The sequence below is a fragment of the Bradyrhizobium sp. KB893862 SZCCT0404 genome, from assembly GCF_018130885.1.
GTDB lineage: Bacteria > Pseudomonadota > Alphaproteobacteria > Rhizobiales > Xanthobacteraceae > Bradyrhizobium > Bradyrhizobium stylosanthis.
On sequence record NZ_JAFCLT010000009.1, the window covers coordinates 391,721 to 414,051 of the forward strand.

The following is a 22,331-nucleotide window of genomic DNA, read 5'->3' on the forward strand; positions in this document are numbered from 1 at the left end:
CCAACGCCCGCGAGGCGTTTGGCGTACATTACCCATAGGGGAATGCATGGCAATTCGGCTTGCGGGATACGCGATGTTACCGGATGGTGGATCGCTGGACGAAGTGCAGTCCTGGGTGGTAGCGTGACTGCACACAACAAATTGTGTGATCGGTCGCGGCGTGCTGCACATTTCGGCAGCCAGCGTCAGGTTTTGACAAACAGACATATCGGGGAAGAGGCGATGGCCGGACTTGTATATAGCGGCAAGGCATTTCGAGACTTGATGAACGCCAATTACTATCCCTTGGCGAACATGAAAAAGAGCGTCGCCAAGCTCAAGGCATCTGACGACATCGACCTGCCGACCCTGGAATACGGCCAGTACCATTTGATCCTGAACCCGCCTTCGACATGGCCGCAGGGCAGCGCCAAGTACTGGCACAAGGAGAAGGGCCGGGCCCGCGTCGATCTCAGCACCCAACCGAACACGGTCCCGCTGTCCAAAGACGAGCCCGGTGTCATCCCGCTGACCCGGTGCGACCTGCTCGATGCCTGCGTCCGGAAATGCTTCAACTCCGAGCCGCCGATCCCGATGAAGACGAAAATCATCACCCACGCAGCGAGCGATGCCCTGGCCTACCGGCACGAGATCCGGCTGGAATGGGAGTACAAGAAGGGCTCGGACAAGCCGACGCTGCTCAATCTGACGATGGTCTGCCCGCATCGGTCCTGATTAGAAGCATTCTGCTTCGTTGAACGAATCATCGACGCCCGCGCGCTCCTGCCGCGCGGGCGTTTTGTCTGCGCCGGCCGCTAGCTTGTCGCTTCCGTCCCACCTCCCGTCACGGGCCTGTCGCACGAAGATGGTCCGCTGCCTTTCCGTGTGCGCGCGAGCTGCCTCATTGGATGGCGGCCGCCGCGCCCGTTGGACAGGAGCGGCCGATGCCCGTGGGACTGCTGGAGGTCGAAGGCACCATCGATGTCGGCCAGTTCTGGCCGGCGGGGCGGTCGGACGCCGACACCACGAAGGTGGTGGTGACTGTCGCGCCCGACGCGATCCGCTTCCGCAAGAACGACACCGCGCCGTTCCATCCGACCCGCGTCTTCGACAACGCCAGGGTGAAGGGCCGCACCTCGACGCCCCCGATCAAGAACGGCAAGCTCACCGTCCGGCTGCAGGGCATCGACGCGCCGGAGCTGCACTACATGCCGTCGCCGCTGTCGGCCGCCGAGAAGAAGGGGCTGACCGATGCGAAGAAGCAGGCCTATCACGAGGTCACGCATTCCTATCGGCAATTCCTCGGCGCCACCGCGACCAAGGCGCTGCATGATTTCCTCGGCAGCAGCGGAGCCACGCTGGCGTGCCGGGTGTTCACCCATGTCGATGCGCCGAACGAGGTGTTCGACACCTATGGGCGGCTGGTCGGCGATATCGAGGTCACGGCCGGCGGCGAGAAGGTCGACATCAACCACTGGCTGGTCGCGCAGGGCCTTGCCTATCCGACGTTCTACTCCTCCATGAACGATGACGAGATCACGGCTTTCCTCGCCTTGACCAAGACCGCGCGCACGAAGAAGCTGCTGGTGTGGAAGCACCTCGCCAAGACGATTCCGCCCTTCGACTTCGACCTGCGCGAGCCCAAGGTCGGTGAGACCAGCGTGCTCGCGACCGATAAGGGGCCGGTGATCATGCCGAAACTGTTCCGCCGCTACACCAACTGGTCGGCGCGCAAGAAGGCCAAGGTGACGAGCCAGAACTTCCAGAAGTACTTGAGCGAAGGCTCCGGCGGCAAACCCGACACCTGCTACGAGATCGACGACTTCCTGGCCAACGGCGTGCACTCGGCGACGCCGAGGAATTTTGCGGAGTTCGTCGAGGGCGGCAAGACGATCAAGTTTCAGCCGGAGGGGCTGGTGTTCGGCGAAGCACCGTCGACACTGGTCGGAGCGGACGGGAAGGTGATTAGGGAGTTTTGAGGGGTCAGACTGCGATTGCCTGTCCACGCGACTTGGGACGTGCGCATGGGGCGAGCCCCGGCAACCGTGCGTTTGCGCAATGGACGCTCCATCCCGGAATACGCTCGACGACGCGCTGATACGTTGGCGTTTATTTTCGGGCCGGACGCGCTGCAGGCCCCAAAATCGGGAGAGGTCGATGACATCGCAAACCGGCGCGACCGCGCAGTCCACGCGTATGGCCGACATTCCCTACGGTGAGCAGACGAAGATCACCATCGAGCGCAAGGGCCAGATTGTCCTGATCGGCATCAACAGGCCCTACATCGACAACCGGCTGGATCCGGACGCGACAGAGAGCCTGGCGAGAGCATATTACGACTACGATCGAGATCCCTCGCTCCGTGCGGCGGTCCTGTTCGGCCATGGCGACCGCTTCTCCAGAGGTGTCGACGTCGATGCCTACAAGGCGTTCGCTCAATCGGGAAAGACGCTGATGGATGGGCCCGGCTTCATCGACCCTCTCGGGCGGAGCCAGCCGGCGCTCACGAAGCCCTTGGTCATCGCGGTGCATGGCGATACCTGGAATATGGCGCACGAGCTTTTCCTTGTCGCGGACATCCGCATAGCGTCGGAGGACACGGAGTTCGGCCAGGACGAGAACACGCACGGTCGCTTTCCCGGAGGCGGCTCAACGGTTCGTTTCCCCCGAGAGGCCGGATGGGGAAATGCCATGCGTTTCATTCTGACGGGCGACCATTGGGGTGCGAGAGAAGCGCTCCGGATGGGAACGGTTCAGGACGTGGCCCCAAACCGCGATGCAGCTCTCGCAAAGGCCGTCGAGATCGCCAATAAGATCGCCGCATGCGCCCCGCTCGGAATCAAGACGTCGCTGGCCTCCTCCCATATCGCGCTTGACGATTCGAAGGCGGCGCTGGCCAAGCTCGACGACCAATATCGCGCGCTGTATGCGACCAGGGATTTCCAGGAAGGGCGTGATGCCCAGGCCCAAAAGCGTCGCCCCGTTTACGAGGGGCGGTGAGATCAGGCTCGCCGACGGTCGTTCGTATCCCTTGCGAGACTGTCGGCACACAGCGCACAAAACAAAAACGGCCCGCTTGATGCGAGCCGTTTTCATATCGGATCCGGTAAAATCCGAATTTGGTTGCGGGGACCCGCAGCAGACGCCCCCTAGACTTCTGCCGGCTGTAATTTCCCTGAGCTTGTAATGGCTTGGGCCCGGCCTGCTCTACACTCAATAGCTGACCTCGGGTTCAGCTTGGCGCGAGGTCACTTAGGCTACCTTGCAAAGACGTATCCTAGCGCCGGCGTCTATTCGATAGTGTTCTTCTTAGGCTGCGCGTCGCTGCATGATCGCGGCGCCTAACAACTCACAACCGCGCCGGCAGCGTCATCGGTACCGCACCTACGAGCACTTCGATCGCAGATATCTGTACGCGGAAATCATTCTGTCCGGATAAGTCTCGGGGAGTTCCCACACAATCATCGGATTGTAGTCCTTGGGACACTTATAATCTTTTCTACAAGCTTCGCCTCGCGGATACGGCGCTCCTCCGCAACTGCTGCCACTGACATCGTCTTGAGTGCAATAGAACTCGTCAACAGAGCCTTTAAGTATAATCGCCGTGCCTAAACCACGATAACCGTTCCCCTTTTCGGCTGCCACCATCTTGCTTATGTCGACAGTCATCGTTGTCTTTTTCTGGTCCGTCGTGGACGTCATCGAATACTTGCAACTAGCCGTCTTCGTTACACTCAGCTTCTCAAAATGAGGTTTTCCGTCCGACCATTCACCGTGAAGCTCTGCAGTTGGTCCAGAGCTCGTCCAACGGCTATGAAACGCCGGATCTGTGACCCCTGCATCAGCTTGGCGAAGCAAAAAAAGAACTGCTGCCTCCTCTGATCCCCAGACCTTTGGTGCCGAAAGATCGCTGTCCGGGAAGGTCGTCCGGATGAAGTTCTGAAAGATGATCCCTGCGGCAACAACGATAGCAACGCAACCACCGACAATTGGCGCATACCGCTTGAACATTGCGCGTTGCCGAAGGCTCTGTTCGCGCTCTCGCTCAAGAAGCGCTGCATGCTCGCGCGCTTGTTCCTGCTTGGCAGCTTCGTCACGCAGTTGATCGTCCTTCGCCGCACGGACGATACTGTCGACGATAGCTGGCAGGTAAGACTTGTCGTCAACCGACAGGTACTTGTAAGCGAGTTGCTCGACGTAGCGGGGGCCGAGCTTACCCACTTCATCAGCGGCTTCCCTGATTTCAGGATCTACCTCTAAGAGCGTCGACCATTTGGCACGGTTGAAGTCTTGCCCCGACGCGGCGGCCACTTGTTCGCTGGCATTCCGAGACTCTTGTCCGGCTAGCGCGGACACTGCCGAAGAGGTGAGTTTGACGCCGGTCACCGCCGTCTTTGTCATCCCCCTTATGCCAATGAACAATCCAGCAACAAACAGGATAGGCCCAATAAAAAATGGAGGCACCAGTGTCAGAATTACCCCCGCGGCAAGCATGATGCCGCCAATCACCATTCCCAGCATTTTCCCCCCGTCGGACTACAACGATGTGGTCGACGCCCCGCGAGCTGGTGATTGTGCAGAAAATGGAACCGCCTTCAAGATTGCACGGCGCGAAAGTCCCCCGATAAGTTGCATGGATGCGGCTACAGCCGGACGATGGGAATTTGCGCGAAGCACATCCCGCGCAGACCGGAGCGCGAATTGAAGCGGAGCAGTTGAATTTAGAGAAGTCTGCTTTGCAGCGAAGAACCGCCGGAGGAAAGCTGAGTCTGTCGGTATGATTGAGACCCGCAACAGACACTCCTACAGACTTCCCCCGCTCGTGGTTTCAGTTTGTTCAGCATCGTCTCGCCCGAGGCGTGGCGCCCAGAGGCGGGGTCAGGAACGGTGAGATAGAGCAACAGGTTGGGAGGGTGCGCAGGCGTATTCTATGGCTTTAAGCCCCATCGAATTTTTGCCCCCCGCATCTATCCCCCGGGGCTACTCGGCGTTTTTGCTAAGCTTGCGGGCCTCGGCCAGGTCGATTCTGTACTTTCGTCCGTGCTTTTGGGGCAAAGGGGGCGCCCCTCCCAAAACAAAAACGGCCCGCATCAAGCGGGCCGTTTTCGTATCGGATCCGGTGAAACCCGAATTTGGTTGCGGGGATAGGATTTGAACCTATGACCTTCAGGTTATGAGCCTGACGAGCTACCGGGCTGCTCCACCCCGCGTTAAACCGTTGCGCGCCTTCGTCGAAATGCCGGGGACGGTGGATGGTGGGCCGGCGCTGTTCGCGTGGCTTTCCTCTTCCGTCCCAAAGGCTTCCTTGGAAGGCAACCCCGGGCCAAAGCCCGTCGGGTGCGGGGCGTATGTATCAAGGCAGGCTGCCTTTGGAAAGGGCCGCGGGGACGTTTTTTTCGACTTTATGACAGGCAGATGGACCGGATTCCGGTCGATTTGCCGTAGACTTGCCAGAAGTTCCACAAAGCGCCAGCCTGGGGCAACAAACAGAGGCGAAACGCCGTTTCGGGGAGTAACGCCATGGACCGAGCTCTGGACCAAACCTTGGACCGGTCCCTGACGAGCGCCCCGATTCGGGCGTTGGAGGATGGCTTCCGCGCCATGGTCGCGCGGTCGCGGACCGATCCGGCGCCTGATTGCACCGAACGGCTCGACCGGCTGGCGCGCTTACGCGCCGTCGTCGCCGACAACGAGGAACGCTTCCGGCAGGCGATCTCGGCCGATTTCGGCCACCGCTCGGCGGTCGAGACCACCATCGCCGAAGCGATGATGGTCTACAGCGAGATCCGGCACGCGACAAAATACCTGAAGGGCTGGATGGCGCCCCAGCGCATCGGCACCGCGCTGCAATTCCTGCCCGCGCGCAACCGGCTGATGCCGCAGCCGCTCGGCGTCGTCGGCATCATCGCGCCCTGGAATTATCCGCTCCAGCTGACGCTCGCGCCCGCGATCGGTGCGATCGCCGCCGGCAACCGCGTCATCATCAAGCCGAGCGAGCTGTCGCCGCACTTCTCCGCGCTGCTGAAGGAGACGATTGCCGCGCGGTTCGATGCGACCGAGATGCTGGTCACCGGCACCGAAGAGGACGTTGCAAAAGCCTTCGCGCACCTCTCCTTCGATCATCTCGTGTTCACCGGCTCGACCCGGGTCGGGCGGCTGGTCGCGGAGGCCGCGGGACGCAATCTGACGCCCGTCACGCTCGAGCTCGGCGGCAAGTCGCCGGCGATCGTCGATGCATCCGCCGATCTCGAAGAAGCCGCCGAGCGCATCGCCTACGGCAAGCTGCTCAATGCCGGGCAGACCTGCATCGCGCCGGATTACGTGCTGGTGCCGGAAAACGCGCTGCAGTCCTTCGCCGAGAAGGTGCGCGCGCAGATGCGGCGCATGTTCGGCGCTGATCCTTCCAACAAGGACTACACCTCCATCATCTCCGACCGGCATTATGCGCGGCTGGAAGGCCTCGTCGCGGATGCCGCCCAGCGCGGCGCAAAGATCCTGCAGCCGGCGAAGGCGGACGATCCGAACTGGAAGGCGCACCGCAAGTTTCCGCCGACGCTCATCCTCGGTGCGACCGAAGCGATGGCGGCGATGCAGGAGGAGATCTTCGGCCCCGTGCTGCCGGTGCTGGGCTATCGCGAGCCGGCGGAGGCGATCGCCTTCGTCAACGCCCGCGACCGGCCGCTCGCGCTGTACTGGTTCGGCAAGGACCGCACCGCGCGCGACGAGGTGCTGGCGCGCACGATCTCCGGCGGCGTCACCGTCAACGACTGCCTGTTCCACTTCGCGCAAATCAACCAGCCGATGGGCGGCGTCGGCGCGTCCGGCACCGGCGTCTATCACGGCGAATGGGGCTTTCGCACGTTCAGCAAGTTGAAGCCGGTGTTCTATCGCTCGAAGTTCAACCGCCTCGCCGATCTCTATCCGCCCTATGGCGGCAAGATCGCGCGGCTGGAGAAGATGATGCGGTTCATGTCGTAGGGGGCAGTCGTTCCGGGGCGCGAAGCGAACCCGGAACCCCGAGATTCCGGGTTCGCTTCGCGCCCCGGAATGACGACCAACAAAAAGACTTTCGGAAGGGGGAAACAATCGTGACTGACACGTTCGATTTCGTCGTCGTGGGCGCGGGCTCCGGCGGCTGCACCGTCGCGGGCCGGCTGTCGGAGGATGCGGCGACATCCGTGGCGCTGCTCGATGCGGGCGGACGGAACGACAATTGGCGGATCACCACGCCGTTCGGGCTCGCCTTGCCGTACAGCGCGGCCAACTGGGCCTTCGACACCGTGCCGCAGAAGGGATTGAACGGCCGCATCGGCTATCAGCCGCGCGGCAAGGGCCTCGGCGGTTCCTCGGCGATCAACGCCATGGTCTACATCCGCGGCAACAAATGGGACTACGACCACTGGGCCACGCTCGGCAATGCCGGCTGGTCGTATGGGGACGTGCTGCCCTATTTCAAGCGCTCGGAGAACAACACCGATTTCGACGGCGCATATCACGGCAAGGGCGGGCCGCTGCATGTCAACCGGCTGCGCTCGGACAATCCGATCCATGACGTCTTCCATCAGGCCGCGCGCGAGGCGCAGTTCCGCATCCGCGAGGATTTCAACGAGGAGGACCACGAGGGGCTCGGCAGCTACCAGGTGACGCAGCACAAGGGCGAGCGCTGGAGCGCGGCACGGGCCTTTGTGCATCCCCACATCGACAAGCGCGCCAATTTGCGCGTCGAGACCGGCGCGCACGCCACGAAGATCCTGTTCGAGGGCGGGCGCGCGGTCGGCGTCGAATATATGCAGGGCAAGCAGACGAAGCAGCTTCGCGCGCGCCGCGAGGTGATCCTTGCCGGCGGCGCCTTCCAGTCACCACAGCTTTTGATGCTTTCGGGCATCGGCGATGGCGATGCCCTTGGCAAGCACGGCATCGGCGTCACGCATCATTTGCCGGGCGTCGGGCGCAATCTGCAGGACCATCCGGATTTCGTGTTCGTCTACGCCTCCGACTATCCGCACTTCGTTCACGCATCGCTCGGCCGGCTGCCGTCCCTGCTCCGCGCCATCCAGCGCTATCGGAAGGAGCGGCGCGGCCTGATGACGACCAATTTCGCCGAATGCGGCGGCTTCCTGAAAACCAGGCCCGACCTCGACGTGCCCGACATCCAGCTCCACTTCATCATCGCGATGCTCGACGACCACGGCCGCAAGAAGCACAAGGAGGCGGGTTTCTCATGCCATGTCTGCCTGCTCAGGCCGAAGAGCCGAGGCAGCGTCTGGCTGAAAAGCGCCGATCCGCTCGCCGCTCCCATGATCGATCCGAACTTCCTGGGCGAGGCGGAAGATCTCGAGACGATGGTCGCGGGCTTCAAGACCACGCGTAGGCTGATGGAGACGCCTGCGATGCGCGCGCTGCAGAAGAAGGACATGTTCACGGCGAACGTGAAGACCGACGACGACATCCGCAACATTCTGCGCAATCGGGTCGACACGGTCTATCACCCCGTCGGCACCTGCAAGATGGGCACGGATGAAATGGCGGTGGTCGATCCGAAGCTGAAGGTTCACGGCGTGGAGGGATTGCGGATCGTCGACGCCTCGATCATGCCGACGCTGATCGGCGGCAACACCAATGCGCCGACGATCATGATCGGGGAGAAGGCCGCGGATATGATCAAGGGGGAGATGCGGGGGAGTTAGCGTGGCGCGAGTGCGTCATCCTCCGCTGTCGTCCCGGCGAAGGCCGGGACCCATAACCACAGGGAGAAGTCGTCGGGCGAGATGATCACTCCAAGTCTTCGCAAAACTACTCCCTGGGGTTATGGGTCCCGGATCTGCGCTGCGCTTGTCCGGGACGACGGCAGAGTGAGCCGCGCTTGTTCGGCTCTACAGTGACGGTTAGTTCAGCAAGAACCCACCATCCACCGTCACCACACTCCCCGTCATGTACCTTGACGCCTGCGACGCCAGCAGCAGGATCGCGCCGTCGAGATCGGACTCGGCGCCGACGCGGCGCTGGGGGATGCGCTTGGCGAGGCGCTCGCCTGCCGGCGTCGACCAGAAGGCGTGGTTCATCTCGGTGTCGATATAGCCAGGCGCGAGCGCGTTGATGCGGATGTTCTGCCCGGCGAGCTCCAGCGCCATCGCCCTGGTGGCCTGGATGATGCCGGCCTTGGAGATCGCGTAGGGCGACACCGCCTTCAGCACCCCGGTGCCGAGCACGGAGGCGATGTTGACGATGTTGCCCGGCTGCTTGCGCGCGATCATGCGGCGGGCGATTTCGGTCGCGAGGAAATAGGCGCCCTTGAGATTGGCGCCGATCACCGCATCCCAATCGGCCTCGGTCTGCTCGGTCGCGAGCTTCTCGATGGCGATGCCGGCATTGTTGATCAGCACCGTGACGGGACCGAGCGCGGCTTCCGCGGCATCGACCGCCCTCGCGATCGAGGCGGTGTCGGTGACGTCGAGCGCGACGGCGGCGGCGCGGCCGCCTTTGCCGCGAATTTCTTCTTCGAGGCTCTTCAGCTTCTCGGTCTGCCGCGCGGCGAGCGCGACGGCCGCGCCATGCGCCGCCAGCACCCGGGCAAATTGCCGCCCCAGCCCCTGGCTTGCGCCCGTCACAAGGATGGTTTCTTTACTGACGTCGAATAGGTCTGACATGGCGATGTCCTTGGCGATGTTCTTGGCGCGGAACCCTGCTCTTTGCAGCCATCAATACAGACGATTTTAACGACCTGAAACCGGAATGATCGGTTCGGCGTTCATTCGTTCCATCGAGGCAGGCTTTCGCTCATGAACAGTTTCGATCTCGCCGTCTATGCCGCGCTCGCCATCGCGGTCTGGCTGGGTTTCAGGACCGGACTGCTGCGCAGCGCGATGACCATCCTCGCCTATCTCCTCGCGGCCCCCATCGCCGTTGCGTTGATGCCGCTGATCGCGCCGCAGCTCGCCAGCAACCCGAACTCGCCGCTGTTGCAGAACTGGATCTGGTTCTTCGCCATCTTCGTCGTCGTCGGCATGCTGTTCGGCCATATCGGCCGCATCGCGCTGAACGACACCATCGGCGAAGCCGGGATCGGCGACCGGCTCGGCGGCGCCGCGCTCGGCGCCTTCAGGGTCGGCCTCGTCGCGACCACGCTGGTGCTGGTGTTCGACCGGATCGTGCCCGCGAACCACCAGCCGCCCTTCCTGGCCGGTTCGCATCTGCGGCCGCTGTTCTCCACAGTCGGCCAGATGGGCTTCAAGTCGCTACCGCCGGAGGCCGCGTCCGTGATCGACCGTCTCAAGCAGGAGCGGCGCATCTGAGGCGCGAAGAAACGCGCCTGCCTTTTTGGCGTGACTCTTTCGGAAAACCGCTACGCACATTATCTGGATCATGCCTGCACATTTGCATCGCAACGCCGTCGCGCATGCATTTTGGTGCGAGCCCGTCCCTTATCAGCGGCGTCACTCTTGGCTAAGGTGGCCGCCGTCCAAAAACCTGCCTGCTATTTTCGGGAGTGAAACAGTGGATCTTGGGATCAAAGGTCGCCGCGCCATCGTCTGCGCATCCAGCAAGGGCCTCGGCCGCGCTTGCGCCATCTCGCTGGCCGAAGCCGGCGTCGACGTCACGCTGACGGCGCGCGGCGCCGAAGCGCTGAAGAAGACCGCCGACGAAATCCGCAAAGCCTATCCGGGCGTCAAGGTCACCGAGATCGTCGGCGACATCACGACGCCGGCAGGGCGCGAGGCCGTGCTGAAGGCCTGCCCCGAGCCCGACATCCTGATCAACAATGCCGGCGGCCCGCCGCCCGGCGATTTCCGCAACTGGACCCGCGACGACTGGATCAAGGCGATCGACGCCAACATGCTCACCCCGATCGAGCTGATCAAGGCGACCGTGGACGGCATGATGGCGCGCAAGTTCGGCCGCATCGTCAACATCACCTCGGCCGCGGTGAAGGCGCCGATCGACATTCTCGGCCTTTCCAACGGCGCACGCGCCGGCCTCACCGGCTTCATCGCCGGCCTGTCGCGCAAGACCGTGATCAACAACGTCACCATCAACGGCCTTTTGCCGGGCCCGTTCGAGACCGACCGCCTGACAGGCACGGCGAAGGCCGAGGCCGACAAGCGCGGCACAACGCCCGAGCAGATCCTGGCCGAGCGCGCCAAGCTGAACCCTGCGGGGCGCTTCGGCCAGCCCGACGAGTTCGGCTATGCCTGCGCCTTCCTGTGCGGCGCCAAGGCCGGCTTCATCACCGGCCAGAACATCCTGCTCGACGGCGGCGCCTTCCCCGGCACGTTGTGAGGGCGGTCTGGTACGAGCAGACGGGACCGGCGGCGGACGTCCTCACCTATGGTGAGATGGCGACGCCGGTCGCGGGCCCGGGCGAAGTTCGCATTCGCCTGGAGGCCTCCGGCGTCAATCCGGCCGATGTCGGCCGGCGCGGCGGCTCCTACCGCGCGATGGAGTTTGCGCGCGTCATTCCAAACAGCGATGGCGCGGGCTTCGTCGACCAGGTCGGCGACGGCGTGACGCGCTTCAAGGTCGGCGACCGCGTCTGGCTGTTCAACGGCCAGCGCAACGGCCGCGCCTTCGGCACCGCGGCGGAATATATCGCGCTCGCCGAGCAGCTGGTGACGCCGCTGCCGGACCATCTCTCCTTCGCGCAAGGCGCAACGCTCGGCATCCCCGCGATGACCGCCTGGTGCGCGCTGTTCGCGGACGGGCCGATCGTTGGCAAGACCGTGCTCGTCACGGGCGGTGCCGGCGCCGTCGGCCACTACGCCGTGCAGCTGGCGAAATGGGGCGGCGCGCAGGTGATCGCGACCATCAGCTCGGCGATGAAGGGCGAGCAGGCGCGGCAGGCCGGCGCCGATCTCGTGATCAATTACAAGGACGAAGACGTCGTCGCCAGGGCGATGGCCTTCACCGGCGGGCGCGGCGTGGACCACGTCGTCGATGTCGATTTCGGCGGCAACATTGCGACGACGCTGAAGCTGATGGCGTTCAATTCCACCATCGCGGTCTACGCCACCAACGGCAACCGCACTCCCGAAGTCCCGATGCGCGAGCTGATGGAGAAATGCATCAACCTGCGGACCCTGGTGCTGTTCGCGCTGCCGCCCGCGCTGCTTGCGGCAGCACAGACCGACATCACGAAATGGCTGGCGGCCGGGCCGCGCATCCACAATGTCGCAGCGCAGTTCGCGCTGTCCGACACCGCGCAGGCCCATCTCGCCGTCGAGAAGGGCGACAAGCTCGGCACCGTGATCGTCGACTGCGCGCGGTGAAGGGCTAAGAAACCGGCGTGGTCCGCTCGTCGGACCAGTCGATGCCGAGCTCGTCCATGCCGTCGGCGAGCAGATCGCCGAGCATCGGCTCGCCCAGCAGATATTGCACCGCCTCGCGCCGCGGCGCCTTGTATTCGGCGCGGGCCTCGGCCGCGCGGGCGCGCAGATCGTCCCACTCCTCCACCTCGCCGTCGCCGCGGCCGAGCCACATCAGCGTGACCAGGTCGAGCTGCTCGTCTTCATTCAGCGCATGGATGAAGCCGGCAAGCTCGGCCGCGACCGGATCGGACGAAGTGTCTTGCAGCACGTCGATCTCGTCATCGTCGGCCGCATTGGAGCCGGAATCCGGATCCGAGGCGCCTTCCTTGACGTCGAATTCGCGCGCCTTCTCGATGATGAAGGCGACCTTGTCGGCGGAAATGGCAAGCTCTGGCATGACTCCCTCTCGGACTTTTCCGGGTTCCCCCGATAACGCGGCACTGCACCAGATGATCCATTGCGTTCCCAAGCGGAAGGCCGCATCTTTCGTGAAAGCAAGAAAATCTGGGGCGCGCCGCATGCAGTGGACGATCGGGAAGGTCAGGATCACCAAGGTCGTGGAATTGGAGACGGTCGGCTCGACCCGCTTCATCCTGCCGCTGGCGGGCAACGAGGAAATCCGCAAGCTGCCCTGGCTGATCCCGCATTTCGCGACCGAAGAAGGCCGGCTGAAAATGTCGATCCATTCGCTGGTGGTGGAGACGCCGGACCACCGCATCGTGGTCGACACCGGCCTCGGCAACGACAAGCAGGGCCGCAACGTCCCGACCTGGAATAACCGCACCACGCCGTTCCTGGAGACCTTGACCGCGGCGGGCTTTGCCCCCGACAGCATCGACACGGTGCTGTGCACGCATCTCCATGTCGACCATGTCGGCTGGAATACGCGGCTGGCCGGCGGCAAATGGGTGCCGACCTTTCCGAACGCGCGTTACGTCTTCGGCCGCACCGAATACGAGCACTGGCGCGACCATTCCACCGAACCGGACAAGGCCGCCGTGTTCGGCGATTCCGTGCAGCCGATCGTCGATGCCGGCAGGGCCGATCTGATCCCTAGCGATCACCGCCTGTCCGACGAGATCAGCATGATCCCGACCCCGGGCCACAGCCCCGGCCATATGAGCATCCTGATCACATCCGACGGCGAACAGGGCCTGCTCACCGGGGACGTCGCCCACCACCCCTGCCAAATGGCGCATCTGAACTGGTCCTCGACCGCGGATTCGGACCAGACCCAGTCGGCGGCGACGCGGGCCGAGCTGTTCGGCCGCTTTGCCGACACACCGACGCTGGTGATCGGCGGGCATTTCTCAGCCGGGCACATCAGGCGCGACGGGGATGCGTTCCGGTTTGTGGCGCTGGGCTGATCGCCGTGTCCCGGACGCGGTGCAGCGTGCAACGCTGCTCCGCAGAGCCGGGACCCAGAATGCGGCAAAATGGGCCCCGGCTCTGCAGCGCATCACTTCGTGCTGCGCAGCGTCCGGGGCACGAGACCTAGCCCCACCCGCCGAATTTCGAGGGCTGCAATGCACCCCGTTTTGAGCGGTTGAATTTCCCGCCGCCCTGTTCCATGAAGCTATTTAACCGATCGGTCCATCTTTCAGGGAGAAACGAGAATGAAGCTTGTTCGTTATGGCGAAAAGGGTGCGGAAAAGCCCGGCCTGATCGACAAATCCGGCCAGTTGCGCGACCTGTCGGCGCATCTGAAGGACCTCACGGGCGAAGCCTATTCGCCGGAATCCCTGAAGAAGCTGGCCGCCATCGACCCGGCCTCGCTGCCCGCCGTCTCCGGCAAGCCGCGCTTCGGCGCGCCCGTCACCGGCATCTCGAAATTCGTCGCCATCGGCCTCAACTACAGCGACCACGCCAAGGAAACCGGCGCTGCGATCCCGACCGAGCCGATCATCTTCATGAAGGCCAACACTTCGCTGTCCGGCCCGAACGATGCGGTCGAGAAGCCGCGCGGCTCGACCAAGCTCGACTGGGAAGTCGAGATCGCCGCGATCATCGGCACCCGCGCCAAATACGTCTCGGAAGCGGATGCGCTGAACTACGTCGCCGGCTATTGCGTCTGCAACGACGTCTCCGAGCGCAACTTCCAGACCGAGCGCCTGGGTCAGTGGACCAAGGGCAAGTCGCATGACACGTTCGGCCCGGTCGGACCGTGGCTCGCCACCAAGGACGAGATCAAGGACGTGCAGAACCTGTCGATGTGGCTCGACGTCAACGGCCAGCGCCGCCAGACCGGCTCGACCAAGACCATGATCTTCTCGATGGCCAAGTGCATCTCCTACGTCTCGCAGTTCATGACGCTGCTGCCGGGTGACATCATCACCACGGGCACCCCGCCCGGCGTCGGCCTCGGCATGAAGCCGCCGACCTTCCTCAATGTCGGCGACGTCGTGACGCTCGGCATCGAGGGTCTCGGCGAGCAGCGCCAGGAGATCATCGCGGCGTAAGCTGCGATCCCCACACCACGTCATGCCCGGGCAAAAGCGCGGAGCGCGTCTTCGCTCAAGATGTCCCGGGCATCCACGTCTCACAGTCTGACCGCGTGGAAACGCGTGGATGGCCGGGTCAAGCCCGGCCATGACGAAGGAGACACCGTTCGCTCAAGATCGACCGCAGGGAATAGCCCCATGAAGCTCACCTTCTCCCCCGCCTCGCCCTTCGCCCGCAAGGTGCGCATCGCCGCGATCGAGCTCGGGCTGATCGACAAGATCGAGCTGACGCCGGCGACCGTCGCGCCGGGCACGGTCAACGAGGACTATTCGAAGATCACGCCGCTGAAGAAGCTGCCGGTGCTGATCACCAATGACGGCGACGTGATCCTGGATTCCTACGTCATCGTCGAATATCTCAACGAGCTGGCCGGCGGCAGCCTGATCCCGGCTTACGGTCCGCGACGCTGGAAGGCCAAGACCAACCACTCGCTGATCAACGGCATGCTCGATTCCATGCTGCTGTGCCGCTACGAGAAGATGGTGCGGCCGCAGGGCCTGCAATGGCAGGCCTGGTCGGACGACCACTGGAACCGGGCTTGGACCGGCATGGCGCGCTTCGAGAACATGCCCGAGGTGCTGAACGGCCCGTTCGACATCTCGCAGATCGGCCTCGTCTGCGTGCTCGGCTATGCCGACTTCCGCTTCGCAGATTGCGGCTGGCGCAAGGCCTATCCGAAACTCGACGCCTTCCATCAGAAGATGCTGGAGCGGCCCTCCGTGAAGATCTCGGTGCCGCCGGCGGCATAACCGCAGGAGCTACCATGAGCCTGAAATACGCGGTCGGCGATCTCACCATCCATCGCGTCATCGAGCAGGAAACATCGTTCGTCCCGGCGCTCGAGATGCTGCCGGGACTGACCCCGGACGTGTTGGCCGAGAACCGGGCCTGGATGCGGCAGGCACGCGCGCTGGACGAGCAGGACGTCCTGATGCTGTGCTTCCAGTCCTATGTGGTGAAGACACCGCACCACACCATTTTGATCGACAGCTGCATCGGCAACGACAAGCCGCGCCCCAATCGGCCGAAATGGAACATGAAGACTGACGACACCTATCTGCGCGCGCTGAACGCCGCGGGGTTTGGGGTCGGTGACATCGACTTCGTGATGTGCACGCATCTGCATGTCGATCACGTCGGCTGGAACACGCGGCTGGAGAACGGCCGCTGGGTGCCGACCTTCCCCAAGGCGCGCTACGTCTTCGCCAAGCAGGAATACGACCATTGGTTCGCCGAGAATGCGAAGACGGAGATTCCGCCCTTCGCCGACAGCGTATTGCCGGTGGTCGAGGCCAAGCGCCACGAGCTCGTCGGCAATGACCATCAGATCGGCGATCACGTCCGCATCCTGCCGACGCCGGGTCACACGCCCGGCCACGTCGCCTTCACGATGGGCCGCGGCAAGGACGACGCGGTGTTCTCCGGCGACCTCATGCATTCGCCGTTGCAGACGCTCTATCCGGAGCTGTCGATCAAGTTCGACGTCGATCCCGCAGCCGCCGCGAAAACGCGCCGCGGCTTTCTCGAACGCTATTGCGACACGGACACGCTGTGCTGCACGGCGCATTTCCCCTCGCCCTCGGTCGGCACGATCAAGCGCAAGGGCAACGCGTTCGTGTGTGAGTCGGTGTGACCAAGGCACCGCACCCGTAGGGTGGGCAAAGCGAAGCTTACCCACGTTACCGGGCCGTTGCGAAGATTCGTGGGCACGGCGCTTCGCGCCTTTGCCCACCCTACGGTGATTGCTCATCGTCATGGCCGGGCTTGTCCCGGGCATCCACGTTCTTACAATCGAGCAGCCAACAAGAACATGGATGGCCGGGACAAGCCCCGCCATGACGAGGAAGCAAAATGGCCCATCTCCCCGACATCCCCCTGCCCGCCGGAATCCGCTCGCGCTATGTCGACGGCATCAACGGCTTGCGCATGCATGTGCTGGAGGCCGGGTTCGAGACGCAGGGGCGCCCCTGCATCCTCCTGCTGCACGGCTTTCCCGAGCTGGCCTTCTCCTGGCGCAAGGTGATGCCCACGCTCGCCGCGGCGGGCTACCACGTGATCGCACCGGACCAGCGCGGCTATGGCCGCACCACGGGATGGACCGCCGACTATGACGGCGACCTCTCGCCGTTCTCGCTCCTCAACCTCGTGCGCGATGCGCTCGCTCTGGTCTCGGCGTTCGGCTACAGGCAGGTCGATCTCGCCGGACACGATTTCGGCAGCCCGGTCGCGGCGTGGTGTGCGCTGATCCGGCCCGACGTGTTCCGTTCGGTGACGCTGATGAGCGCGCCGTTCGGCGGCGCGCCGCCGCTGCCCTTCAACACGGTCGACGCGCCCGCAAAGCCTGCGGGCGAGGACCCCGTTCATCGCGAGCTCGCCGCGCTGCCGCGTCCGCGCAAGCACTATCAATGGTACTACGCGACGCGTCCGGCCAACGCGGACATGCAGCATGCGCCGCAGGGCGTGCACGATTTCCTGCGCGCCTATTATCATCACAAGAGCGCGGACTGGGCCGACAACAAGCCGTATCCGCTGAAGTCGTGGTCCGCGGGCGAGCTGGCGAAGCTGCCGACCTATTATGTGATGGACGCCGGCGAGACCATGGCCGAGACGGTGGCGAAGGAGATGCCCTCGCCCACCGCGATCGCCGCCAACCAATGGCTGCCGGACAGCGACCTCGCCTATTACAGCGCCGAATATGGCCGCACCGGATTCCAGGGCGGCCTGCAATGGTATCGCTACGGCACGTCGGGCGCGCTCAACAGCGAGATGCAGCTGTTCTCGGGGCGCAGCATCGACGTGCCCTCGTGCTTCATCTCCGGCAGGCAGGATTGGGGCACCTATCAGCGGCCCGGCGTGTTCGAGGCGATGCAGGGGCGCGGGTGCACGAAGATGCTCGGCTGCCATCTCGTCGACGGCGCCGGCCATTGGGTGCAGCAGGAGCAGCCGGCCGAGGTGAGCCGGTTGCTGCTCGACTTTCTCCAGAAGGCACGCAACGCCTGATTTGACCCGGGAACCCCGGCGCCCTATATAGTTTAGAATCATTCTAAACTAACGCAACAGGGCTGCTGTGAAGACTTTTGCCGAACTGACCGAGCGCGAGGTGCTGGCGGTCGCGATCTCCTCCGAGGAGGAGGACAGCCGCATCTACATGACTTTCGCGGAAGACCTCCGCGAGCGTTATCCGGATACGGCAAAGATATTCGAGGAGATGGCCGAGGAAGAGCGCGGCCACCGGCATCGGCTGCTGAAGCTCTACGAGGAGCGTTTCGGCCAGCATCTGCCGCCGATCCGCCGCGAGGACGTCAAAGGCTTCCTGCGCCGCCGTCCGATCTGGCTGACCAAGAACCTGCCGCTCGACACCATCCGCAAAGAAGTCGAGACCATGGAGCTCGAGGCCGAGCGTTTTTACGCGCGCGCGGCCGAACAGGCTCAGGATATCGGCGTGCGCCGCCTGCTCGGCGATCTCGCCGAGGAGGAGAAGCATCACGAAAACCGCGCCGCCGCGCTCACCGACGAGATCCTGAAGCCCGACGTGCGCGCCGAGGAAGACCGCACGCGGCGGCGGATGTTCGTGCTGCAATATGTGCAGCCGGGCCTCGCCGGCCTGATGGACGGCTCGGTCTCGACGCTGGCCCCGCTGTTCGCGGCGGCGTTCGCCACGCATCAGAACTGGCAGACCTTTCTCGTCGGCCTCGCCGCCTCGATCGGCGCCGGCATCAGCATGGGCTTTGCGGAGGCGCTGTCGGACGACGGCTCGCTGACGGGACGCGGCTCGCCCTGGCTGCGCGGCGTCACCTGCGGCGCGATGACGACGCTCGGCGGGCTCGGCCACACCGCGCCCTATCTCGTGCCCGACAGCTGGCCCAATGCGTTCTGGATCGCGACCGCAATCGCCTGCGTCGTCGTGTTCTTCGAATTGTGGGCGATCGCCTTCATCCGCTCGCGCTACATGGACACGCCGTTCCTCCAGGCCGTGTTCCAGATCGTGCTCGGCGGCGCCATCGTGCTGGCGGTGGGGATTGTTATCGGGGCGGCGTAGGCCGCGTCGCGTTCCGCTGTCGTCAGGGCCTCACCCTCGCTGTCATTCCCCGCGAAGGCGGGGAATCCAGTACGCCGCGGCCCATCGGCTCCATCACTGCTGTCACGGAGTACTGGATCGTCCGGTCAAGCCGGGCGATGACACTGACTTCTTGACTCCGTCCGCTCCACCTCACCGGCATATCAATCGCCATCAAACGCCGGTTGCGGCATTGTGCCAAACTGCGCATCATCCCTGGACAAGAAGAAACAGGAGAAGCGCGGTGGCCAAATCGGAATGGAGTTTCAAGAGCGCGGTCGAGCTGTCGGCCGCGCTGGCGGCGAAGAAGGTCTCGTCGGTCGAGCTCACGCAGGACGCAATCGACCGCATCGAACGGCACGACGGCAAGGTCAACGCGATCTGCGTGCGGGACTTTGACCGCGCGCTCGGCGCTGCGCGCGCGGCAGACGCGGCCCTGGCCCGCGGCGAACGCAAGCCGCTGCTCGGCCTGCCCATGACGGTGAAGGAATCCTACAACATCGCCGGCCTGCCGACGACCTGGGGCATTCCCGCGCAGAAGGATTTTGTCGCCAAGGAAGACGCGCTGCCGGTCACGCGCGTCAAGGACGCCGGCACCGTCATCGTCGGCAAGACCAACGTGCCGCTCGGGCTCGGCGACTGGCAGAGCTACAACGACATCTACGGCACCACCAACAACCCCTACGATCTCGGCCGCACGCCCGGCGGTTCCTCCGGCGGCTCGTCCGCGGCGCTCGCCGCGGGCTACGGCCCGCTGTCGATCGGCTCGGACATCGGCGGCTCGCTACGGGTGCCGGCGTTCCATTGCGGCATCTATGCGCACAAGCCGACCTTCAACCTCGTCGCCATGCGCGGCCACACGCCGCCGCCACTGCCGCCCTTGCCGTTCGAGCGAGATCTCTCGGTGATCGGCCCGATGGCACGCAGCGCCGCCGACCTGTCGCTGGTGCTCGACGTGATGGCCGGCCCCGATCCGATCGACGCGGGGCTGGCCTACCGGCTCGAACTGCCGGCGGCGCGCCACACAGCGCTGAAGGATTTTCGCGTGCTGGTCATCGACACCGATCCGGTGCTGCCGACCGACAAGGTCGTGCGCGGCACCATCAACTCGCTCGCCGACAATCTCGCCAGATCGGGCGTGACGATCGCGCGCAGCTCTCCGCTGCTGCCGGATTTCGCGGCGTCCTCGCGGCTCTACATGCGCATGCTGATGTCGTTCCTCGGTGCGACCTTCGCGCCGGACCTCTACGCGGGCGCGAAGAAGGCGGCCGAAGCGCTGCCCGAGGGCGACAACAGCCTCGCCGCGGAACGGCTGCGCGGCATCGCGCTCAGCCATCGCGACTGGCAGGCGGCGAACCACGGGCGCACCCGCCTGCGGGCGCAATGGCGCGAGCTGTTCAAGTCGTTCGACGCGGTGATCTGCCCCGTTATGCCGACGCCGGCCTATCCGCACGACCATGCGCCGGATCAGGAGAAGCGGCGGATCAGCATCGACGGCAAGGCGCACGTCTATACCGATCAGCTCGCCTGGCCCGGCATCGCGACGCTGCCCGGCCTGCCCTCGACCGCGATCCCGACCGGCTTCGCGCCGGACGAGCTCCCCGTGGGCGTCCAGATCGTCGGCCCGTGGCTGGAGGACCGCACACCGTTGAAGCTGGCCGAGCTGATCGAGCGGGAGTACGGCGGGTTCGTGCCGCCCAGGATGTTCGACGATTAGGTCTCGTACCCCGGATGGAGCGTAGCGAAATCCGGGACAGTCCATCCGCAGCAAAGACCCCGGATTGCGCTTCGCTCCATCCGGGCTACGGACTCTTCGCAATGACGGAGTAAGATAGCGTCGGGATTCCGGGTTCGCGCTTCGCGCGCCCCGGAATGACAGGGAGGAAGCAACATGAGCCGGGACCTCGAACAGCTCACCGCACTCAATCACGACTATGTCGCTTCGGTGCAGAACTGCGACGTCAAGCGCTTCGACGAGATCCTGGCGCCGGAGTTCTACTGCTCCAACCCCGACAAGACGCTGGTCGACCGCGCCGCCTTCCTGGAGCAGACGGCCCGGCCGATCGCGATCCGCAACCTGCACGCCTACGACGTCATCATCCGCATCATCGGCGACGTCGCCATCATCCACGCGGCGACGAGCTACACCACAGCGGACGGCCAGCAGGCGACCGGGCGGTACACCGATTGCTGGGCGAAGCAGAACGGCAAATGGCTAGCGGTGTCCGCCCACGTGTCGCGGTGAGGATTCTCCTGTAGCCCGGATGGAGCGCAGCGAAATCCGGGTCCGTCTATCCGCGGCAAAGGTCCCGGATTGCGCTGCGCTCCATCCGGGCTACGAACTGTCATCGCCGGCCGAGCCGGGCGATGACACCTTTGTTGTGGCTCAGCTGTCGAACACGATCACGCTGCGCAGCGTCTTGCCGGCTTTCATGTTGGCAAAACCCTCGTTGATCTCGGAGAGCTTCAGCTTGGCCGAGATCCAGTCTTCGAGATGCAGCCGGCCGCGCAGATAGAAATCGACGAGCCGCGGCATGTCCACGCGAAAGTGGTTGGAGCCCATCGATGAGCCCTGGATCCGGCGCTCCCTGAGGAAGTCGAAGCCGTGCAGCTCGATCTTCTGGCCGAACGGGATCATGCCGACGATGGTGGCGGTGCCGCCGGAGGTGAGCATGCCGAACGCCTGCTCGGCGGTCTCCTTGCGGCCGAGCACCTCGAAGGAATGATGCACGCCGCCATTGGTGAGATCGCGCACCTGCTTCACGACGTCGCCGTCGGCGGGATTGATGATGTCGGTGGCCCCCAGCTTGGTCGCGAGCTGGAGCTTGGCCGGATTGGTGTCGATGGCGATGATGCGGCCGGCACCCGCGATCTGCGCGCCGTTGATCGCGGCCATGCCGACGCCGCCGCAGCCGATCACCGCGACCGTCTCGCCCGCCGTCACCTTCGCCGTGTTCACCACCGCACCGTAGCCGGTGATGACGCCGCAGCCGATCAGCGCGGCGAGATCGAGCGGCATCTCCTTCCTGATTTTGACGATGGCGTTCTCGTGCACCAGCATCTGCTCGGCGAAGGAGGAGAGGTTGAGGAACTGGTGCAGCTTCTCCGACCTGTTCCACTGCATCCGGTTGGAGACGCCCGGCATCATTTTGACTGTCGTGTCGGTGCAGAGCACGGTGCGGCCCGTGGTGCAATTGTCGCAGGTGCCGCAGAACACCGACAGGCAGGTGACGACGTGATCGCCCGGCTTCACATAGGTGACGTCGGAGCCGACCTGCTCGACGACGCCGGCGGATTCATGCCCGAGCACCGCGGGAAGCGGATGCGGATAGAGGCCTTCCATGAAGTGCAAATCGGAGTGGCAGAGGCCGGCAACCGCGGTGCGGATCAGCACTTCGCGCGGGCCGGGCTTCGGCAGGCTGACATCCTCGATGACCAGCGGTTTGTTGACTTCATGGAGGACGGCGGCCTTCATCGAGCACTCCCTATCG

20 protein-coding genes and 1 tRNA gene are annotated in these 22,331 nt (G+C 64.2%); 16 read left to right on the top strand and 5 right to left on the bottom strand.

All coding sequences use genetic code 11. The annotated features are described in order from the left end of the window. The first annotated feature begins 222 nt into the window (after window positions 1-222). The 3 genes from JQ617_RS31660 to JQ617_RS31670 all read left to right on the top strand — a co-directional run bounded on the left by JQ617_RS31660 (window position 223) and on the right by JQ617_RS31670 (window position 2,979). Complete coding sequence (locus JQ617_RS31660; RefSeq protein WP_063686739.1) at window positions 223-714, top strand: hypothetical protein; 492 nt, start codon at window positions 223-225, stop codon at window positions 712-714. A 209-nt stretch (window positions 715-923) separates the two neighbouring features. Further along, window positions 924-1,958, top strand: coding sequence for a thermonuclease family protein (locus JQ617_RS31665; RefSeq protein WP_212029723.1), 1,035 nt, complete (start codon window positions 924-926; stop codon window positions 1,956-1,958). A gap of 178 nt (window positions 1,959-2,136) precedes the next feature. After that, on the top strand, window positions 2,137-2,979 hold the full coding sequence (locus JQ617_RS31670) for an enoyl-CoA hydratase-related protein (RefSeq protein ID WP_249157699.1): 843 nt from the start codon (window positions 2,137-2,139) through the stop codon (window positions 2,977-2,979). A gap of 384 nt (window positions 2,980-3,363) precedes the next feature. On the opposite strand, the gene JQ617_RS31675 is transcribed toward JQ617_RS31670, so the two are convergent. Both JQ617_RS31675 and JQ617_RS31680 read right to left on the bottom strand, forming a co-directional pair. Then, the gene (locus JQ617_RS31675) at window positions 3,364-4,500 is read right to left on the bottom strand and encodes a hypothetical protein (protein ID WP_212029724.1); all 1,137 of its coding nucleotides are present in this window, start codon (window positions 4,498-4,500) and stop codon (window positions 3,364-3,366) included. A 612-nt stretch (window positions 4,501-5,112) separates the two neighbouring features. Then, a tRNA-Met gene (locus JQ617_RS31680) sits at window positions 5,113-5,189 on the bottom strand. 310 nt (window positions 5,190-5,499) lie between these two features. On the opposite strand from JQ617_RS31680, the gene JQ617_RS31685 reads away from it, so the two are divergent. Then, window positions 5,500-6,957: a coniferyl aldehyde dehydrogenase gene (locus JQ617_RS31685; RefSeq protein WP_212029725.1), complete on the top strand. Its 1,458-nt coding sequence runs from the start codon at window positions 5,500-5,502 to the stop codon at window positions 6,955-6,957. A gap of 110 nt (window positions 6,958-7,067) precedes the next feature. Then, window positions 7,068-8,666 carry a GMC family oxidoreductase gene (locus JQ617_RS31690; protein WP_212029726.1) on the top strand — a complete coding sequence of 533 codons (1,599 nt, stop codon included), beginning with the start codon at window positions 7,068-7,070 and terminating at the stop codon, window positions 8,664-8,666. Between the two features lie 198 nt (window positions 8,667-8,864). On the opposite strand, the gene JQ617_RS31695 is transcribed toward JQ617_RS31690, so the two are convergent. Further along, window positions 8,865-9,626 (bottom strand): SDR family oxidoreductase, encoded by a 762-nt coding sequence (locus JQ617_RS31695; protein ID WP_212029727.1) that lies wholly within the window; start codon window positions 9,624-9,626, stop codon window positions 8,865-8,867. A 132-nt stretch (window positions 9,627-9,758) separates the two neighbouring features. Here JQ617_RS31695 and JQ617_RS31700 point away from each other — a divergent pair, with 132 nt between their 5' ends. From JQ617_RS31700 to JQ617_RS31710, 3 genes are all read left to right on the top strand, one after another. After that, window positions 9,759-10,271 carry a CvpA family protein gene (locus JQ617_RS31700; RefSeq protein WP_212029728.1) on the top strand — a complete coding sequence of 171 codons (513 nt, stop codon included), beginning with the start codon at window positions 9,759-9,761 and terminating at the stop codon, window positions 10,269-10,271. Window positions 10,272-10,473: 202 nt separating this feature from the next. Beyond that, the gene (locus JQ617_RS31705; protein ID WP_063686725.1) at window positions 10,474-11,256 is read left to right on the top strand and encodes an SDR family oxidoreductase; all 783 of its coding nucleotides are present in this window, start codon (window positions 10,474-10,476) and stop codon (window positions 11,254-11,256) included. Next, window positions 11,253-12,242 carry an NADPH:quinone reductase gene (locus JQ617_RS31710; RefSeq protein WP_212029729.1) on the top strand — a complete coding sequence of 330 codons (990 nt, stop codon included), beginning with the start codon at window positions 11,253-11,255 and terminating at the stop codon, window positions 12,240-12,242. The genes JQ617_RS31705 and JQ617_RS31710 overlap by 4 nt, the downstream gene beginning before the upstream one ends. A gap of 4 nt (window positions 12,243-12,246) precedes the next feature. Here the strand turns inward: JQ617_RS31710 and JQ617_RS31715 are convergent, their stop codons facing one another. Further along, the gene (locus JQ617_RS31715; protein WP_145656618.1) at window positions 12,247-12,678 is read right to left on the bottom strand and encodes a DUF3775 domain-containing protein; all 432 of its coding nucleotides are present in this window, start codon (window positions 12,676-12,678) and stop codon (window positions 12,247-12,249) included. Between the two features lie 121 nt (window positions 12,679-12,799). Here JQ617_RS31715 and JQ617_RS31720 point away from each other — a divergent pair, with 121 nt between their 5' ends. From JQ617_RS31720 to JQ617_RS31755, 8 genes are all read left to right on the top strand, one after another. After that, window positions 12,800-13,648, top strand: coding sequence for an MBL fold metallo-hydrolase (locus JQ617_RS31720; RefSeq protein WP_212029730.1), 849 nt, complete (start codon window positions 12,800-12,802; stop codon window positions 13,646-13,648). Between the two features lie 249 nt (window positions 13,649-13,897). Next, complete coding sequence (locus JQ617_RS31725; RefSeq protein WP_063686704.1) at window positions 13,898-14,740, top strand: fumarylacetoacetate hydrolase family protein; 843 nt, start codon at window positions 13,898-13,900, stop codon at window positions 14,738-14,740. A 180-nt stretch (window positions 14,741-14,920) separates the two neighbouring features. Next, window positions 14,921-15,532 carry a glutathione S-transferase family protein gene (locus tag JQ617_RS31730; RefSeq protein ID WP_212029731.1) on the top strand — a complete coding sequence of 204 codons (612 nt, stop codon included), beginning with the start codon at window positions 14,921-14,923 and terminating at the stop codon, window positions 15,530-15,532. A 14-nt stretch (window positions 15,533-15,546) separates the two neighbouring features. Continuing rightward, window positions 15,547-16,416 carry an MBL fold metallo-hydrolase gene (locus JQ617_RS31735; RefSeq protein ID WP_212029732.1) on the top strand — a complete coding sequence of 290 codons (870 nt, stop codon included), beginning with the start codon at window positions 15,547-15,549 and terminating at the stop codon, window positions 16,414-16,416. Window positions 16,417-16,634: 218 nt separating this feature from the next. Next, the gene (locus tag JQ617_RS31740; protein ID WP_212029733.1) at window positions 16,635-17,783 is read left to right on the top strand and encodes an alpha/beta hydrolase; all 1,149 of its coding nucleotides are present in this window, start codon (window positions 16,635-16,637) and stop codon (window positions 17,781-17,783) included. A gap of 67 nt (window positions 17,784-17,850) precedes the next feature. Continuing rightward, window positions 17,851-18,822: an iron exporter MbfA gene (gene mbfA, locus JQ617_RS31745; protein WP_212029734.1), complete on the top strand. Its 972-nt coding sequence runs from the start codon at window positions 17,851-17,853 to the stop codon at window positions 18,820-18,822. Window positions 18,823-19,084: 262 nt separating this feature from the next. Beyond that, the gene (locus JQ617_RS31750) at window positions 19,085-20,557 is read left to right on the top strand and encodes an amidase (RefSeq protein ID WP_212029735.1); all 1,473 of its coding nucleotides are present in this window, start codon (window positions 19,085-19,087) and stop codon (window positions 20,555-20,557) included. Window positions 20,558-20,731: 174 nt separating this feature from the next. Beyond that, window positions 20,732-21,085 (top strand): nuclear transport factor 2 family protein, encoded by a 354-nt coding sequence (locus tag JQ617_RS31755; protein ID WP_212029736.1) that lies wholly within the window; start codon window positions 20,732-20,734, stop codon window positions 21,083-21,085. Window positions 21,086-21,226: 141 nt separating this feature from the next. On the opposite strand, the gene JQ617_RS31760 is transcribed toward JQ617_RS31755, so the two are convergent. Continuing rightward, on the bottom strand, window positions 21,227-22,315 hold the full coding sequence (locus JQ617_RS31760) for a Zn-dependent alcohol dehydrogenase (RefSeq protein ID WP_063686691.1): 1,089 nt from the start codon (window positions 22,313-22,315) through the stop codon (window positions 21,227-21,229). Window positions 22,316-22,331: the final 16 nt, after the last annotated feature.